14 protein-coding genes and 1 tRNA gene are annotated in these 16,685 nt (G+C 57.1%); 7 read left to right on the top strand and 8 right to left on the bottom strand.

Annotated features, from left to right (window positions below):
- The 4 genes from lon to A3754_RS01300 form a co-directional block, all read left to right on the top strand.
- Nucleotides 1–1,467: endopeptidase La (gene lon, locus A3754_RS01315; RefSeq protein ID WP_063518652.1), on the top strand; the 1,467-nt coding region annotated here is incomplete at its 5' end.
- A 185-nt stretch (nucleotides 1,468–1,652) separates the two neighbouring features.
- Entirely contained in the window at nucleotides 1,653–1,925 is a 273-nt protein-coding gene (locus A3754_RS01310; RefSeq protein ID WP_039925990.1) for an HU family DNA-binding protein, read from the top strand.
- A 10-nt stretch (nucleotides 1,926–1,935) separates the two neighbouring features.
- Nucleotides 1,936–2,012 (top strand) — tRNA-Asp (locus A3754_RS01305).
- A 117-nt stretch (nucleotides 2,013–2,129) separates the two neighbouring features.
- The gene (locus A3754_RS01300) at nucleotides 2,130–4,061 is read left to right on the top strand and encodes a SurA N-terminal domain-containing protein (protein WP_063518651.1); all 1,932 of its coding nucleotides are present in this window, start codon (nucleotides 2,130–2,132) and stop codon (nucleotides 4,059–4,061) included.
- 101 nt (nucleotides 4,062–4,162) lie between these two features.
- Here A3754_RS01300 and A3754_RS01295 read toward each other — a convergent pair whose 3' ends face one another.
- The 8 genes from A3754_RS01295 to gloB all read right to left on the bottom strand — a co-directional run bounded on the left by A3754_RS01295 (nucleotide 4,163) and on the right by gloB (nucleotide 15,025).
- A complete protein-coding gene (locus A3754_RS01295) occupies nucleotides 4,163–4,960 on the bottom strand; it encodes an enoyl-ACP reductase (RefSeq protein ID WP_063518650.1) in 798 nt (265 codons plus the stop codon).
- A gap of 266 nt (nucleotides 4,961–5,226) precedes the next feature.
- The gene (locus tag A3754_RS01290) at nucleotides 5,227–6,828 is read right to left on the bottom strand and encodes an ABC transporter ATP-binding protein (RefSeq protein WP_063518649.1); all 1,602 of its coding nucleotides are present in this window, start codon (nucleotides 6,826–6,828) and stop codon (nucleotides 5,227–5,229) included.
- Nucleotides 6,825–7,868: an ABC transporter permease gene (locus A3754_RS01285; RefSeq protein ID WP_063518648.1), complete on the bottom strand. Its 1,044-nt coding sequence runs from the start codon at nucleotides 7,866–7,868 to the stop codon at nucleotides 6,825–6,827. Before A3754_RS01285 ends, A3754_RS01290 begins: the two co-directional genes overlap by 4 nt.
- The gene (locus A3754_RS01280; RefSeq protein ID WP_063518654.1) at nucleotides 7,868–8,944 is read right to left on the bottom strand and encodes a microcin C ABC transporter permease YejB; all 1,077 of its coding nucleotides are present in this window, start codon (nucleotides 8,942–8,944) and stop codon (nucleotides 7,868–7,870) included. Before A3754_RS01280 ends, A3754_RS01285 begins: the two co-directional genes overlap by 1 nt.
- A complete protein-coding gene (locus tag A3754_RS01275) occupies nucleotides 8,944–10,749 on the bottom strand; it encodes an extracellular solute-binding protein (RefSeq protein WP_063518647.1) in 1,806 nt (601 codons plus the stop codon). The genes A3754_RS01280 and A3754_RS01275 overlap by 1 nt, the downstream gene beginning before the upstream one ends.
- Before the next feature lie 12 nt (nucleotides 10,750–10,761).
- On the bottom strand, nucleotides 10,762–12,594 hold the full coding sequence (locus A3754_RS01270; protein ID WP_063518646.1) for an extracellular solute-binding protein: 1,833 nt from the start codon (nucleotides 12,592–12,594) through the stop codon (nucleotides 10,762–10,764).
- Nucleotides 12,572–14,044, bottom strand: a complete 1,473-nt coding sequence (locus tag A3754_RS01265) for a LysM peptidoglycan-binding domain-containing protein (RefSeq protein ID WP_231880435.1) — start codon at nucleotides 14,042–14,044, stop codon at nucleotides 12,572–12,574. Before A3754_RS01265 ends, A3754_RS01270 begins: the two co-directional genes overlap by 23 nt.
- Before the next feature lie 207 nt (nucleotides 14,045–14,251).
- A complete protein-coding gene (gene gloB / locus A3754_RS01260; RefSeq protein ID WP_063518645.1) occupies nucleotides 14,252–15,025 on the bottom strand; it encodes a hydroxyacylglutathione hydrolase in 774 nt (257 codons plus the stop codon).
- A 97-nt stretch (nucleotides 15,026–15,122) separates the two neighbouring features.
- Here gloB and A3754_RS01255 point away from each other — a divergent pair, with 97 nt between their 5' ends.
- From A3754_RS01255 to A3754_RS01245, 3 genes are all read left to right on the top strand, one after another.
- Entirely contained in the window at nucleotides 15,123–15,899 is a 777-nt protein-coding gene (locus tag A3754_RS01255; RefSeq protein WP_063518644.1) for a class I SAM-dependent methyltransferase, read from the top strand.
- Nucleotides 15,900–15,903: 4 nt separating this feature from the next.
- The gene (gene rnhA, locus A3754_RS01250) at nucleotides 15,904–16,356 is read left to right on the top strand and encodes a ribonuclease HI (RefSeq protein ID WP_007148484.1); all 453 of its coding nucleotides are present in this window, start codon (nucleotides 15,904–15,906) and stop codon (nucleotides 16,354–16,356) included.
- Nucleotides 16,356–16,685: exonuclease domain-containing protein (locus A3754_RS01245; protein ID WP_255363096.1), on the top strand; the 330-nt coding region annotated here is incomplete at its 3' end. The genes rnhA and A3754_RS01245, both read left to right, overlap by 1 nt.

Here is a 16,685-nt window from a genome sequence, read left to right as displayed (position 1 = left end):
AAGGAAGTACTGGACCGGGACCACTACGGTCTGGAAGACGTAAAAGACCGCGTGCTGGAATTTTTGGCCGTACAAAGCCGGGTCGGCAAGGTAAAAGGGCCGGTGTTGTGCCTGGTGGGGCCACCCGGGGTGGGCAAGACTTCACTGGGGCAATCCATCGCCAGTGCCACCAATCGCAAGTTCGTTCGCATGGCGTTGGGTGGTGTCCGTGACGAAGCAGAAATTCGTGGCCATCGCCGGACCTATATCGGCTCTTTGCCGGGTAAGGTTATCCAGAAACTGTCCAAGGTCGGCGTCCGTAACCCGCTGTTTTTGTTCGATGAAGTCGACAAAATGGGCATGGACAACCGGGGTGATCCAGCGTCTGCTCTGCTTGAAGTCCTGGACCCGGAACAGAACGACACGTTCAGCGATCACTATCTGGAAGTGGACTACAATCTCTCTGAAACCCTGTTCATCTGTACGTCCAATTCCATGAATATTCCGGCCCCGTTGCTGGACCGCATGGAAGTGATTCGTCTTCCCGGTTATACCGAGGAAGAGAAGGTCAATATTGCGCTGCAGTACCTGATCCCCAAGCAAATCAAAAACAACGGCCTGAAAAAAGATGAGCTGTTATTTGATGAAGCCGTGTTACGGTACATCGTTCGCCATTACAGCCGGGAGGCTGGCGTGCGTGGGCTGGAGCGTGAAATCAGCAAGATTTGCCGCAAGGTGGTGAAAGAACATTTGCTCACCGGTGAAACGGAAACGGTCACCATGAGTGAAGAGCTGGTTGAGCATTATCTCGGTGTGCGCAAGTTCAGCTTTGGTCGTGCTGAAGAACAGGATCAGATCGGTCAGGTAACCGGCCTTGCATGGACGTCTGTGGGCGGTGAGCTGCTCACCATTGAAAGTGTTTCCACGCCAGGCAAGGGGCGGGTGATTTCTACCGGCTCACTGGGTGATGTAATGCAGGAATCTATCCAGGCTGCGTGGACGGTAGTGAAAAGCCGTGCAGGCACCCTGGGCATTCGCCGCCGGGCACTGGATCGCAACGACCTGCACATGCATGTGCCGGAAGGGGCAACGCCAAAAGATGGCCCCAGTGCAGGTATCGGAATGTGTACGGCCATGGTGTCGGTGTTGACCGGTATTCCGGTGCGTGCGGATGTGGCCATGACCGGTGAAATTACCCTGCGTGGGCAGGTGCTGCCGATTGGTGGCCTCAAGGAAAAGTTGTTGGCTGCCCATCGCGGCGGAATCAAGACTGTATTGATTCCGGAAGAAAATGAGAGGGACCTCAAGGAGATCCCCGACAATATCAAGGCGTCCTTGGACATTCGACCAGTAAAATGGATTGACCAGGTACTTGATGTGGCACTGACTCATCAACCAAATCCGCTTTCCGAAGCGGAGCTGGAAGAGGATTTAGCGCTGGCAGAAGAGAAAAACCAGGAAGGTAACAAACGTCCTAGTACACATTAACGGATCATATTTAAACCTTTTTAAATTGTTGATCTGTATGGTTTTTCAATTGTTTTAACTTGGGTGAGATCGCGCTTCTCCTTTCTTGACGCCCCTGATACCCGTTGGTATAAAGGCGGCTTCGCATAAGGAGAGTGCATCACGCCTCGACCATAAAACCGGGAAAATAGAGAAAGGGGAACTTTGTGAATAAGTCAGAGTTGATTGATGCGATTGCCGCTAGCGCGGATATTTCCAAAGCCGACGCAGGTCGTGCTCTGGATTCTACTTTGGAAGCGGTAACTGGTGCCCTGAAAAAAGGTGACAGCGTTTCTCTGGTAGGTTTTGGTACTTTTGCAGTGAAGCGTCGTGAAGCCCGCGATGGCCGTAACCCGCAAACTGGCCAGACCATCAAGATCGCCGCTGCCAACGTACCGGGCTTCAAAGCCGGTAAGGCACTGAAAGACGCGGTGAACTAAACTGTTTGCAGGAGCGGTAGTTCAGCTGGTTAGAATACCGGCCTGTCACGCCGGGGGTCGCGGGTTCGAGTCCCGTCCGCTCCGCCAGTTTGAGAAAGCGTACTCGTAAGGGGTACGCTTTTTTGCATTTAAGGGAACCTGCAGTCATCCGCCGGTTCTGAATAATAAGATCGAATTTCGAGAGTATCCCTACGGAGTAATTTCATGCAGGAGTTCAGACGGTTTGTCCGCGGTCCCGTGGGCAAGGTCCTGCTTGCCGCAATCATTCTTCCTTTCGTGATTTCCGGCTTTTACGGCTACTTTGTCGGTGGAAGCACAGGCGACGTGGTAGCTGAAGTGGAAGGCAGCAAGATCACACGTAGTGTTGTGAACCAGCGGGTAGAGCGGGTTCGTAACATGCTTCGCGAGCAAAGTCCGAACATGAATCCTGCATTGCTGGATTCATTTGTGCGTCCGGAAATGGTGCTGGATGGCATCGTCAACGAGCAATTGATTCTGGCCGCAGCGGAACAATCCAGCATGGTGTTCAGTGAACAACAGGTTGCTGCCGATATTTACAAGGTGCCGTTGTTCCAGGAAGACGGCAAGTTTTCCGAACAGCGGTTCGAGCGTGAACTGCGCGCCCGCGGGATGAACCCGCAGAGTTACATCCAGGGGTTGCGCCAGGACATGATCAAGGAGCAGTTCCGTGCGGGCTTCATGCAGACGGACTTTTCGCTTCCTTCCGAGCTGAACGAACAGCGTCGTCTGGGGGAGCAGTCCCGCGACATCCGTTATGCGCAACTGGATATCAACTCGCTGCGCAAGCAGTTCAGCGTGTCAGACGAAGAGGTCAAAGCCTTCTATGACGAGAATCAGGGTGAATTCATGCGCCCTGAAGAGTTCAAGGTGTCTTACGTTGAACTGTCTGCAGACAAATATGCCGATCAGGTGAGCGTTACTGACGAGGATGTGAAGGCGGAATACGATGTCCGTAAATCCATCATGGAAGAAGCGGGCGCCGGTGACGCACCACGCCAGGTGTCACATATTCTCATCGAAGTGAACGATGACCGGGATCTTGAACAGGCGAAGGTCCGTGCCCGTGAAGCGGCGAAAGCCATTGCCGGTGGTAAATCCTTTGCAGATGCTGCTGCCCAGTACTCCGACGACTCAGGCAGCGCCCAGTCTGGTGGTGATCTGGGTGTGGTTTCCAAGGGGGCCTTGCCTGAAGAAATGGAAGACGCCATTGCCGAGCTGGCTTCTGACACCGTCTCTGCGCCGGTGGTAACGGACGCCGGGGTCCACCTGATCAAGGTGACTCAGGAGGAGACCGCTCGTGAATTGCCGTCACTGGCGGAGCTGTCGGATCAAATTCGCGCCGACCTGAAAAAAGCCCGTGCCGAAGCGTTGTTGAATGACGATGTGGCGAAGCTGGAAGAGCTGCTCTACGAGCATGCCGATCTACAAAGCCCGGCAGAGCAGGTGGGCACGTCTGTGGTAACTACGGACTGGGTCGACCTGGCGGCGGCTGATGCGCCATTGTCCCTGCCTCAGGTGCAGCAGGCGCTGAACTCTGATCAGGTGCGTGAACAAGGGCACAACAGTGATTTGATCGAAATCGATTCGACCCGCTATATCGCTGTGCGTATCGCAGAGAACAAGTCTGCTGAACCCATGCCCCTGGAGGAAGTCTCTTTCGCTATCCGTGAGCGCCTCAAAGGTGAGCACGCCATGGACAAGGTCCAGCAGCTTAGTGAAGAAGCACAGAAATCCATTGATGATGGTGCTGATCTGGCGGCAGTGGCGGACTTGTTCGAGGTAGAAGTTGAAGAGCAGGAAGGCCTGCAGCGCGGCGGTGCAGAACCGTCCATGGAAGTGGTCAACGGTGCATTCGGTGCGCCGCGTTTCGAAGAAGGAGAGGCCTCTCCTGTAGAGCTGACCCGTCTGGGTGACGGTTCTGTGGTTGCCTACCAGGTAACTCGCGTTGCCGACGGTAATGCCGAACCGTTGAGTGATGCCCAGCAGCAGGCAGCATTGGTTGAACTTGCCAATGTGGAAGGGCAGCGCAATTTCCGTCAGGTGGTTGCCCTGTTACGTGACGAGGGCGATGTGGAGCTCCATCCGTCCCGGTTGAGCGCCAACCAGGGAGAGTAATTTCCCTGCGGTGTTCCGCCCACAAAAAAGCCCACCGAGATGGTGGGCTTTTTTGTGCTTAAGCCTTTGCTTTTTCTAGGCGTTGCCTTGAGGCATCAGTCCTAGAGCTCAAGCTCAAACGGCATGGATACTGTGCTAGCGCCAGCGTCTACATAGGTGATCTCGCCGGTAATGCCGGAGGCCAGGTCTGAGCACAGAAACGCGGCGGTATTGCCCACTTCCTCAATGGTCACGTTACGGCGCAGAGGTGCCTTGGCGGCATTGTAGTCGAGCATGCTGCGGAATTTCTTGATGCCAGAGGCCGCCAGAGTGCGAATGGGGCCGGCAGATATGCCGTTCACACGGACGCCATCCGGCCCCATGCTGGCAGCGAGATAACGCACAGACGCCTCCAGACTGGCCTTGGCCATGCCCATCACATTGTAGTTGGGCACGGACTGGCGGGCGGCGTGGTAGGTAAGGGTGAGCAGGGCGCCATTGCGGCCGGCCAGCATGCTTTTGCCAGCCTTGGCCAGTGCCACGAAGCTATAGCTGGAAATATCGTGGGCAATCTGGAAACCCTCGCGGGTGACCACATCCACAAAGTTACCATCCAGTTCGGCAGCGGGGGCGAAACCCACAGCGTGAACGATACCGTCTAGCCCATCCCACTGCTTGCCGAGTTCAGCAAAAACGGCATCAATGGCCTCGTCGCTGGTGACATCACAGGGAAAGCACATGGCTTCGCTGCTGCCGTACCGTTCTGCGGCTTTGAGTACACGGCTTTTCAGTTTGTCGTTCTGGTAAGTGAAAGCCAGCTCGGCACCTTCGCGGTGCATGGCTTCGGCGATACCGGTGGCAATGGAGCGGTCGCTGGCGACGCCGACAATCAGGTAACGCTTGCCTGCAAGAAATCCCATGTTCGTCCTCGATATGCTTTTTGAGTAGAAAATTGAAAGTTGAAAGTTTCAAAACGCGAGCTGACGTGTTTGCCAGCGATATAATCTTCTCCAGCGGCAATAACGTCCTGGGGATATCTGTCCCGTTACAACAAGACGGAGGTAAGCTGCGTTGCGGTAAGGTGAGGCGGTTTGCCTCTGGACGGATCCGCGCTTTTACCTTTCAACTTCCAACTTGTCTCCGATTATAGGCAATTTACCGCGCTATTACGCCAGCCCGCAGGCGATCAAAGTGCAACCGTCTGTTTCCTGCTATGGGCAAAGGCGGCGGCCATGAGTTTGTGTGTATAAGGCTGCTGCGGGTTGTCGAATACGGCCTGCGTATCGCCATGTTCCACTGTCTTGCCGTCTTTCATGACCAGTACCCGGTGGCAAATGGCCCGAATTACCTTGAGATCGTGGCTGATAAACAGGTAGCTGAGCCCACGTCTTGCCTGCAAGGATTTGAGCAATTCCAGAATCTGGTGCTGGACGCTGCGGTCCAGTGCCGAGGTGGGTTCATCCAGAACCAGCAATTGCGGTTCCATGATCAGTGACCTGGCGATGGCGATCCGCTGGCGCTGGCCGCCGGAAAATTCATGGGGGTAGCGATGGCGCACGTCGGTGGGCAGGCCCACTTCCTCAAGAATACGGCAGACCTGTTCTTCTCTTTCCGAGGTGCTCAGTGCGGGTGCGTGCACAGCAAGCCCCTCGGCGACAATCTGGCCCACGGTCATGCGCGGGTTCAGGCTGCCGTAGGGGTCTTGAAATACCACCTGGAAACGGCTGCGCCATTGCCGTAAGCCGGAACGGGAAAGCGCGCGGATGTCCGTGCCATCCATTTCGATATCGCCGTCACTCTGGATCAACCGCAACAGGGCGAGAGCCAGGGTGGACTTGCCCGAGCCGGACTCACCCACGATGCCAAGGGTCTCGCCGCGGCGCAGTGTCAGATCAATTTGATCCACCGCGTGGAGCAACGGTGGTGGCGAGAAAAGGGCGCGGCGCTTGCCTTTGAACGTCACGGCCATGCCACGGGCTTCGAGTAGCAGCGGAGTGTCATCTGGCAGCGGCTCCAGGCGACCCTGGGGCTCCGCATGGATCAGGTGGCGCGTGTAGTCTTCCTGGGGGTGATTCAGCACGGTATCTGTGGGGCCCGCTTCCACCCGTTTGCCGTTGTGCATGACCACGATGTCTTCGGCAAAGCGGCTGACAACGCCCAGGTCATGGCTGATCAGGAGAATGGAGAGATTCAGCTCTTTCTGCAGCCGCTTGATCAGGTCGAGAATAGTTTCCTGTACCGTCACGTCGAGAGCGGTGGTGGGCTCATCGGCAATCAGGATCTGTGGTTCATTGGCCAGGGCCATAGCGATCATGACCCGCTGGCGCTGGCCCCCGCTGAGTTGGTGCGGATAGCGGTCCAGCATGTCCGGTGTAGCGGGCAGTTCGACCTGCTCAAGCAGCGACAGACACCGCTCACGGGCGCGTTTTTTGCTCATGCCCTGATGCACAAACAGGCTTTCGCTGATCTGTTTTTCCACGGTATGCAAGGGGTTCAGGGCCGTCAGCGGCTCCTGGAAAATCATCCCGATGCGACCGCCGCGCAGTTTGCGTTTCTGTTCAGTGTTAAGCGTTTGCAGGTCCGTATCGTCCAGTTGCAGGCTGTCGGCCTGCCAACTCGCGTTTTCCGGTAACAGGTCCATCACAGACAAGGCGGTAAGCGATTTACCAGAACCGGATTCCCCTACTAACGCCAACATTCGCCCGGGGTGGAGTTCCAGTGACATGTCATCGACGGCAAGCTGGTCGGCAAAGCGAATACTCAGCCCTTCTATGCGCAGCAGGCTCATTGCAGAAACTTCCTTGTGTCGAACGCATCGCGAATGGCTTCACCGATAAACACCAGCAGGGTGAGCATCAGGGTGAGCGTGGCAAACACGCTGATACCTAGCCACGGAGCATGCAGGTTCGCCTTTCCCTGGCCCACCAGACGGCCCAGAGAAGGCGCATCCGGTGGCATACCAAAGCCGATGAAATCCAGAGAGGTGAGCGTGACCACGGCACTGTTGAGAATAAACGGCAAGAAGGTAAGTGTGGCTACCATGGCGTTGGGCAGCATGTGGCGGAACATGATGATTGGGGTGCGTACGCCCATGGCGTGGGCGGCACGCACATAGTCCATGTTGCGACAGCGCAGGAACTCCGCGCGCACCAGGTCTACGAGTGCCATCCAGGAGAACAGCAGCAGAATGACCAACAGCGTCCAGAAACTGGGCACCACAAAGCTGGAAATAATAATAATCAGGTAAAGCGTAGGCATGCTGGACCAGATTTCCAGAAACCGCTGGCCGGAAAGATCCAGCCAGCCGCCGTAATAGCCCTGGATGGCACCGACGATAATGCCGACGATGCTGGAGAGAATGGTTAGCATCAGACCGAACAGAACGGAAATACGGAAGCCATAAATCAACCCGGCCAGCACATCGCGGCCCTGGTCATCGGTGCCCAGCCAGTTTTCCGCTGAGGGCGGGGCNGGGGCAGGGACAGTGAGATCGTAGTTGATGGTGTTGTAGCTGTATCGGATGGGCGGCCATACCATCCAGCCCTTGTCGTTGATCAGATCCTTGACCACGGGATCGCGGTAGTTGGTTTCTGACTCGAAAAAACCGCCGAAGGTGGTTTCCGGGTAGGTGTTGAACACGGGAGCGTAGAGTTCATTGTCGTAGCTGACCAGCAAGGGCTTTTCGTTGGCAATCAGTTCGGCGCCAAGGCTGAGTACGAACAGCATGACAAAAATCCACAGCGCCCAATAGCCGCGTTTGTTGGAACGAAACGCCTGCCACTGGCGTTGCCAGACCGGGTTGCGCATTAATGGGTTACGGAAGGCCATCAGCTCTGCCTCCGTTCGAAATCAATGCGCGGATCGACCCACATATAGGTCAGGTCACTGACCAGCTTCAGCAGCAGGCCGATCAGGGTGAAAATGAACAGGGTACCAAAAACGACGGGGTAGTCCCGGTTGATGACGGACTCGAAGCCCAGCAGGCCTAGGCCATCGAGGGAAAAAATAAACTCGATTAACAGTACGCCAGTGAAGAACATGCCGACGAAAGCGGCGGGAAAACCGGCGATAATGATCAGCATGGCATTGCGAAAAACATGCCCGTATAGCACCTGCTTTTCGCTGAGCCCTTTGGCGCGGGCGGTCTGCACATACTGTTTGCGAATTTCATCCATGAATGAGTTCTTGGTCAGCATAGTCAGGGTGGCAAAGCTGCCAGCGACGATAGCCAGAGTGGGCAAGGTGATGTGCCACAGGTAGTCGGACACTTTTCCAAACAGGCTTAACTGCTCGAAATTGTCAGAGGTCAGGCCGCGCAGTGGGAACCATTCGAAATACGAGCCCCCGGCAAAGAGGACGATGAGCAAAATGCCGAGCAGGAAGCTGGGAATGGCAAAACCGACCACAATGGCCGTGCTACTCCAGATGTCAAAGCGTGAGCCATCTTTCACCGCTTTATGGATGCCCAGGGGAATCGACACCATATAGGCAATCAACGTGCTCCACAGACCCAGAGACAGCGACACAGGAATACGTTCCACGATCAGCTCGGTCACTGAGCGATCGCGGTAGTAGGATTCTCCGAAATCAAAACTCAGATAGCTTTTGACCATTAGCCAGAAACGTTCCGGCGCGGGTTTGTCAAAGCCATAGAGCTTTTGTATCCGTTCCACCAGTTCCGGGGGCAGGCCTTTGGAGCCGCGATAGTCGCCGCCGTTGCTGAGCGTATCCACGCTGCCGCCGGCAAAACTGCCGCCGGCACCGCCACCAATGCCCTGTAGCTCCGCGAGAGTCTTTTCCACGGGGCCGCCCGGGGCGGCCTGCACCACGACAAAATTCAGCAAAAGAATGCCGAACAGGGTAGGGATGATAAGCAACAGCCGTTTGGCAATATAAAGTCGCATCATTGCGCGTTGCTGTCCCACCAGGTGTCGATCGCGCCATCAATGCCTACGTATTCAGGCAGGGATGGATGTTTCAGGCGGCTACGGTATGACAAGCGATGATGGTCTGCATACCAGTTGGGGATCACGTAAAAGTTCCACTGTAGTACCCGGTCCAGAGCGCGGCATGCGGTAATCAGCTCGTCCCGGGTGGTAGCGGTGACAATGGCATCGACCAGGGTGTCCACAGCCGGATTCTGAATGCCGATGATGTTTCGGCTGCTGGGGTCCTCGGCAGCGTCGCTGCCCCAGTATTCCAGTTGCTCGTTGCCGGGGGAGGACGACTGGGCAAAGGAACTGACTACCATATCGAAGTTGAAATTACGGATGCGCTCCACGTATTGGCTGGTGTCTACCTTGACCACTTGAGCATCAATGCCCAGCGCTTTCAGGTTGCGGGCAAACGGCAGCAGGATGCGTTCGAACGCGGGTTGATGCAACATGATCTGAAAACTGACCGGGGTACCATCCGGGCTGTGAAGCTGGCCCTCCCTGATCTTATAGCCGGCTTTTTTGAGCAGAGTTTGTGCCCGGGCCAGGTTGGCACGGGGGCGGCCGCTGCCATCGCTTTTCGGCGGTTCATAGCTTTCCGTGAAAACCCGCTCCGGGATGACGTCGCGCAAGGGTTCCAGTAATTTCAATTCCGCCTCGCTGGGCAGGCCGGTGGCTGCCATGTCCGAGTTCTGGAAGTAACTGCGTGTGCGGTTGTACTGGCCATAGAACAGATTGGCGTTGGACCATTCGAAATCCAGTGCGTAGGTCATGGCTTCGCGCAGGGCCACGTTCTGGAACAGGGGGTTACGCAGGTTGTAGACGATCCCCTGCATGCCTGCGGGGTTTGAGTGGGGGACTTCCTCCTTGACCAGTTTGCCTTGGTCGAAGGCCGGGCCTTTATAGCTGGTGGCCCAGTTTTTTGAGCTCACTTCAAAGCGCCAGTCGTAATCTCCCCGCTTGAAAGCTTGCAGGGCGACGGTGTCATCCAGGAAATAGTCGAATGAAACGGTATCGAAATTATTGCGGCCACGCATGATGGGCAAGTCTTTGGCCCAGTAATCCTTGCGGCGCTGGAAGGTGATCTGTTTTCCGGTATCCACATTGCCGACGCTATAGGGGCCGGAACCAATAGGCTTTTCCAGGCCAGCGCTGGTAAATTCCCGGGTTTTCCAGACGTGTTCAGGAAGCACCGGCAGCTGGCCGATGATCAGCGCCAATTCCCGGTTGTCACCGGGTTTGAAATGAAAGGTGACGGTGTGTTCGTCGTCGGCGGTGACGTGATCCACGCCGCTGTAATAAAAGCTGTAGAAAGGCGCGCCATCGTTGATGAGTGTGTTGAATGTCCACACCACATCGCTGGCCTGTACCGGCTCGCCATCACTGAAGGTGGCTTTGGGGTTAAGGTGGAAGCGGACCCAGCTACGGTCTTCCGGCCATTCGATGGTTTCGGCGAGCAAGCCGTATTGGGTGAAGGGCTCATCTTCGGCGCGGGTGGTTAGCGTGTCATAGACAAGAGAGCCGATACCCGCCGCAGCGGTGCCTTTCGGTACGAAAGGGTTCAGGCTGTCAAAGGTGCCAATGACGTGACGGCGCAATTTGCCCCCTTTGGGAGCCTCGGGGTTCACATAATCCAGGTGCTGAAAGCCTGCCGGGTACTTCGGGCTGCCGTGCATGGCCATGGCATGACTGCGATGAATATCGGCCTGCGCCAAGGCGGAAAAACAGCACAGACCCACCAATAGCCCGCGTAGCAGGCTGCGGTTAATGGCCATAAAGACTCCTTGTTATTTTTTGACCCACCAAGTGTCCAGACCCAGTCCGTAGGGGATTGGTTCCGGTGGGCGGGCAAACTTGTCCCACCAGGCAATGCGGTGTGTGCTGATATAGTAGTTCAGGACGCCGTATTGCTGGTAGCGCAACATGCGGTCCAGCGCTTGCAGGCTGAGCCGGTAGTCAGCTTCGTTATCGGTGCTGAGCGCATGGTCAACCAGAAAATCCACCACCGGGTTGCGAATACCCGCCAGGTTGCGGCTGCCGACCACCTTGGCGCTGTCGGAAAGAAAATAGTCTTTCAGTTCCGGGCCCGGGTAGGCCTGAATCGGTAGCACAAACAGCACCACATCGTAATCGAAGCTATCCAACCGCTGCTTATAGGCCGCCGGGTCGATTTCCCGGTATTGGGCATCGATGCCCAGGCGTTTCAGATTGCGAAACCAGGGCGCAAGAATGCGGTAAATGCCTGGGTTGTGGTAATTCAAAACGGTGAACTGCAGCGGTTGGCCTTGTGCATTGACCAGGGTTTGCCCCTCGAGTCTCCAGCCGCTTTCTTTAAGCAGCGCCAGCGCTTCGCGCATGCGGTGGCGTATCTGTCCGCTGCCATCGTTCACCGGCGGGTTGATGTCTGCGTCAAAATAATCGTTCGGCAGCTGATCCAGAAACGGCGTCAACAAGGCTTTTTCTGCCTCGGGAGCGGGTGTGCCCGCTCGGTAGTCGCTGTTGGGAAACCAGCTTTGTGTGCGTTGATAGGCACCGCTGAACAGGTTCTTGTTGGACCACTCGAAATCGAACAGCAGGCTGGCGGCGCGGCGGACATTGATGTCATTGAACGGGGCGCGGCGAGTATTGAAGAAGAAGGCCTGTACCGGGCGAGGAATCTGATGGGGCACTTCGGCGCGTTTTACCTTGCCGTCTTCCAGGGCGGAGAACGCATAGGCGGTGGCCCAGTGTTTGGAGCTGTAATCGTAGTGTAGATCGTAGCCACCGGCCTTGAAGGCTTCGAAGCCCACATCTGCATCGCGGTAGAACTCGAATTCCACCGTGTCGAAATTATAGCGGCCCCGGTTTACCGGCAGGTCTTTGGCCCAGTAGTCCTTTACCCGGCTAAACGTCACTTTGCGCCCGGCGTCCACATGGGTGACTTGATAGGGGCCACTGGACAGCGGCGGGGTGAGTGAGGCGCTTTCGAAATCATGCTTGTGCCAGTAATGGCGCGGCAGGATCGGAATAGCGCCTGCCATCAGAGGCAGATCCCGGCGCCCCCGGTGGAAAGTGAATTTCACCGTTTGCGGGTCAAGGGCTTCCACGCTGGCGATATCGGCCAGGCGCAGGGTGAACTCCGGGTGGCCTTTTTCGCGCAGGGTATTTACCGAAAAGACCACATCGTCGGCGCGAATCGGGTGGCCGTCGTGGAAGCGGGCTTCGTCGCGAATATGGAAGGTGCACCAGCTGCGATCTTCGGGGTATTCCAGCCAGTCGGCAATCAGCCCGTAGGCCGTGCCTGCCTCATCGCCAAGTGGGTTGTGTGGCTGGCTGCCCATTAGCAGGCTGTCGGCGATTTCCGTGACCCCATACATCTGGATGCCCGGCGTATCGGCCGGGCTGCGGCCTTTAAGAATATAGGGGTTCAGGCTGTCGAAGGTGCCTTGGCCGAATAATCGCAGGGTGCCGCCCTTGGGGGCATCCGGGTTGACGTAATCGAGGTGCTGGAAATCGGCGGGGTACTTGAGGCTGCCAAACGGGTGGTAACCGTGGCTGCGAGTGGGCTCGGCGTGGCAAACCACGCCGAGCAACAGGCCCAGCAGGGCAAAGGTAAGTTTAGTGCGTTTGGCGAATATCAACGTAGACTGTCAGCCGTTGCCCGGGTTGTAGGTATCGATTGTTGGCTACCGTGTTGTTCCAGCTTTTTATATCGTTGACCGATACATTAAAGCGGTCGGCAATGGCATACAAGGAATCGCCGTTGCGAACCGCATAGCGGACCTTGCGCACCATGTTCGGGTTGCTGGAGGAGGGCGTGTTGCTGGCCGGGCTGGCCGCCAGGCTTCCCTTGGTCCACACCGCCAGGCTCTGGCCTATACGCAGGCTGTCTTTGGGGGCCATGCTATTCCATTTGGCCAACTCAGGCACGCCGACGTTATGGCGGCGGGCGATTTCCCAGAGCGTATCACCGGGCTGCACCGTGTAATCGACGCGCTGGCGACCCTTGGGGTGCTTGGACTGTTTTTTGGCCAGGCGCGATTCAGCACTAAGGCTGTAGTCGCTGCTGGAGGACGCCGGGCCGGGAATCAGCAGGGTGCGGCCGGCAATAATGGTGTTGTTCTTCATGTGGTTAATGTTGCGAAGTACCTGGGGGGTCGTGCGGTACTGGCGGGCAATGGCGCCCAGATTATCGCCGGGCCGAATTTCGTAACGGGCCCACTGCATGCGTTGGTCTTTGGGCAGGCTGGCCAGTTTCGTCTGGAAATTCTCGGCCCGATCCACAGGGACTAACAACCGGAAGGGGCCATCCGGGGATGTGGCCCAGCGATTATAGGACGGGTTGAGCAGGTAGAGCTCTTCCACAGAAATATCCGCCAAACGTGCGGCTTGGGCCAGGTCGATTTGCCCGCCGGTTTTTACCGTGGCGAAGTAGGGTTCGTTGGCGATGGGGTGGAGGGGGACGCCGTAGGCCTGCGGGTCACCGACAATCTGGGCGATGGCCAGTAATTTAGGGACATACGCGGTGGTTTCGCGGGGCAGGTTCAGGTTCCAGAAATCGGTGGGCTTTCCGGCTTCTTTATTGTGACGGATGGCTCGCGATACAGTGCCGCCCCCGGCGTTGTAAGAGGCTAGCGCCAGTAGCCAGTCACCCTCAAAGCGGCTGGAGAGCTGCTGCAGGTAATCCAATGCGGCATTGGTGGACTTGAGGATGTCCCGGCGTTGGTCTTCCCACCAGGTGCGCTGCATGCCGAAATAATCCCCGGTGGAGGGAATAAACTGCCAGGGCCCCGCCGCGCGGGCATGGGAGTAAGCAAAGGGATCAAAAGCACTTTCTACGATTGGCAACAAGGCCAGTTCCAGCGGCATATCGCGGGCTTCGGCTTGCTCGACGATGTAGTGCAGGTAGCGTTCTGAACGTGTCGTGACGCGGGTGAAATACTCTGGGTGGCGCGCGTACCATTCACGTTGCACACGAATCCGGTCGTTTTCGATACTCAAATCGAGCCCGTAGCCAGCGCGCAAGCGCATCCAGAGGTCGTCGGCGGTTGGCTGATTTTCGCCGTCTTCGACTGGGCTGGGTTCGTCCATGCCGTTCGCCAAATTGACGTCATCCACGGAAGGCTCGGCAGCCGGCATGGGGGGAAGATCTTCAAGGGGCTTATTGGTTGCACAACCGCCAAGGACGCCCAGCCCGAGAAAAAGGGCTAAAGGAATAATTTTTTTCATAATCATGGAGTAACGCTAAAAATTTCATGCATTCTGGCGACGGATAGGCGGCGCGGCAAGGACGAGGCGCTAAAAGTTGTCCTTCCAGCGACGCAAGGCCGCAAAACACTGCATATCAGAATCCCCGCAGCCAGGCTCATGGCGCTGACAGGAATCCTTCAAGTCTTTGTCATCACTGCGTAAAAACGGGTTGGTCGCTTTTTCTTCCGCGAGGGTGGAAGGCAGCGTGATTTTACCTTTTTGGCGCAACTCAATGACGGCCTGCAAGCGCGCCCGTACGGCGGGGTCTTCCGGGGTGACGGCGGCGGCGAAGGTCAGGTTGGCCTGGGTGTATTCGTGGGCACAGAACACCTGGGTATTATCAGGTAGGGCGGCCAGACGCTGCAGGGAATGGAGCATTTGCTCCGGCGTGCCTTCGAACAGACGACCGCAGCCCCCGGCAAACAAGGTGTCACCGCAGAATAGCCAGCCCTGTGCCGCGTTGATAAAGGCGATATGGCCCAGGGTGTGGCCGGGTACGGCCATGACGGTGAACGAGAGGTCGGTGCCCGCAGGCGTGATGGTGTCGCCGTCGCGGAGCGGGTGGCTCATGGCCGGAATGGATTCCGCTGCTGGGCCGTACACGGGAATGTCCCGGTCTTTGGTCAATGCCGCAATACCGCCCACATGGTCCGGATGGTGATGGGTGATCAAGAGTGCGGACAGTGTCAGACCGTTTTCGCTGAGGTAACGCTCCACCGGTGCGGCGTCGCCGGGGTCGACGACAACACATTGATCCTGTTGATGAAATGCCCAGATATAGTTGTCATTGAAGGCGGGGATAGCGATAGGGCTGGCTGTCATGTCGTGGTACGCTCCTGTCTGTAAGCAGGTCCGTTGGCACCTGTTTCAGTGCTTCATCATCCGGTTCACGCATTCATGGATCAAGAGATTGTCCGCTATGCAGCTACCTCCACTCAACCGTATCTCGTTCAATGCCTCCTCCGGCGAATTGGGAAGAGGCTTTGATAAATGGCTCGACAGTGAACCGGGCCAGGCCTTGCTGAGCGAAGAAAAAGCCATGCTGACCGAGTGGCTGCGCAGCCAGGCGGGCCAGCGCGCGGTGGCGATTTATGCCGGTGGTGGCCGTGATCTCCTGTCGGAATCGCCGCTGCGCTGGCAAACCAGCATCGCGCCGCCCGGTTTTACCGGGGTGAAATTACAGTCGCGTCTGGATCTGTTGCCGATTGCGAAAAGCAGTGTGGATGTGCTGTTGCTGCATCACACCATGGATTTCGCCGCCGATCCTCACCAGGCATTGCGTGAAGCGTCGCGTTGCATGGCGCCGGGCGGCAAGATGGCGATCATCGGGTTTCATCCCGTCAGCGTGATGGGGGTGGCCCGCTGGCTGCTCTGGTGGAAGTCACCGGGGTGGATGGGACGCTATTATCGCCCCAATCGATTGACCGACTGGTTACAGGTTCTCGGATTTGAGGTCGATGGCATGGCCAGTGGCTTCTATACTATGCCGCTGTCCGATCGTGGTCGCAGCCGGGTGCGCCTGCTGGACTGGCTTGGGCGTTTCCTCTGGCCGCGTCACGGCAATACATACCTGCTGGTGGCAAGAAAACGCGCCGGCGTGGTGCGTCCGTTGGCCACACGACAACGCAAGGTGCCACGCAATACCGTGGTGCCGGTACCGGTGGCCCGCTGGGGCCAGCAGAACAGGGAGTCCTGAGTCTTTGAAGAACGTGATTATCTATACCGACGGCGCGTGCCGCGGTAATCCCGGCCCGGGTGGCTGGGGCGCCATTCTCCTTTACGGTGACAAGGAGAAGGAATTATTTGGTGGCGAGCCTGAGACCACCAACAACCGCATGGAACTGATGGCCGCCATCGTGGCCCTGGAGACCCTCAATGCTCCCTGTCAGGTGGTACTGACGACGGACTCCAAATACGTCATGGACGGCATCACCCAGTGGATGGCGAACTGGAAAAAGCGTGGCTGGAAAACAGCCTCGAAGCAGCCGGTCAAGAATGTGGATCTGTGGCAACGCCTCGATGCAGCGGTGCAACGCCACGAAATCGACTGGCAGTGGGTCAAGGGCCATAGTGGCCACCCGGGCAATGAGCGGGCCGATGCGCTGGCTAACCGGGGTATTGATGAAATGAAACAGCAGGGGCGAGCAGGCTAATGCGTCAGGTTGTACTGGATACGGAAACTACCGGCTTGGAGCCCAATGACGGGCACCGGGTGATCGAAATTGGTTGCGTGGAGATGGAAAATCGCCGCCTGACCGGCAATAACCTGCATCTGTACCTGAATCCTGAACGGGAGATTGATGCAGGCGCGCTGGCGGTTCACGGCATCAGCACCGAGTTTCTGGCAGACAAGCCCACCTTTGACAAGGTGGTGGATGAATTTCTGGCTTTTGTCGACGGGGCGGAACTGGTTATCCATAACGCGCCTTTTGACGTGGGCTTCCTCAACCATGAGCTGCGCCGGCTTGGCGCCCGGTACGGG

The sequence above is a fragment of the Alcanivorax sp. HI0083 genome (genome assembly GCF_001635175.1).
Note: the sequence above shows the minus strand (reverse complement) of the source record. Positions and strands in the feature narration are given on the sequence as shown.

What these genes read in the sequence shown, in the direction of transcription:
- A3754_RS01295 (WP_063518650.1), bottom strand. Translation starts at nt 4,960, where the DNA reads ATGGGATTTCTTGCAGGCAAGCGTTACCTGATTGTCGGCGTCGCCAGC.
- A3754_RS01255 (WP_063518644.1), top strand. Translation starts at nt 15,123, where the DNA reads ATGCAGCTACCTCCACTCAACCGTATCTCGTTCAATGCCTCCTCCGGC.
- A3754_RS01280 (WP_063518654.1), bottom strand. Translation starts at nt 8,944, where the DNA reads ATGCGACTTTATATTGCCAAACGGCTGTTGCTTATCATCCCTACCCTG.
- A3754_RS01265 (WP_231880435.1), bottom strand. Translation starts at nt 14,044, where the DNA reads ATGGACGAACCCAGCCCAGTCGAAGACGGCGAAAATCAGCCAACCGCC.
- A3754_RS01275 (WP_063518647.1), bottom strand. Translation starts at nt 10,749, where the DNA reads ATGGCCATTAACCGCAGCCTGCTACGCGGGCTATTGGTGGGTCTGTGC.
- A3754_RS01300 (WP_063518651.1), top strand. Translation starts at nt 2,130, where the DNA reads ATGCAGGAGTTCAGACGGTTTGTCCGCGGTCCCGTGGGCAAGGTCCTG.
- gloB (WP_063518645.1), bottom strand. Translation starts at nt 15,025, where the DNA reads ATGACAGCCAGCCCTATCGCTATCCCCGCCTTCAATGACAACTATATC.
- A3754_RS01290 (WP_063518649.1), bottom strand. Translation starts at nt 6,828, where the DNA reads ATGAGCCTGCTGCGCATAGAAGGGCTGAGTATTCGCTTTGCCGACCAG.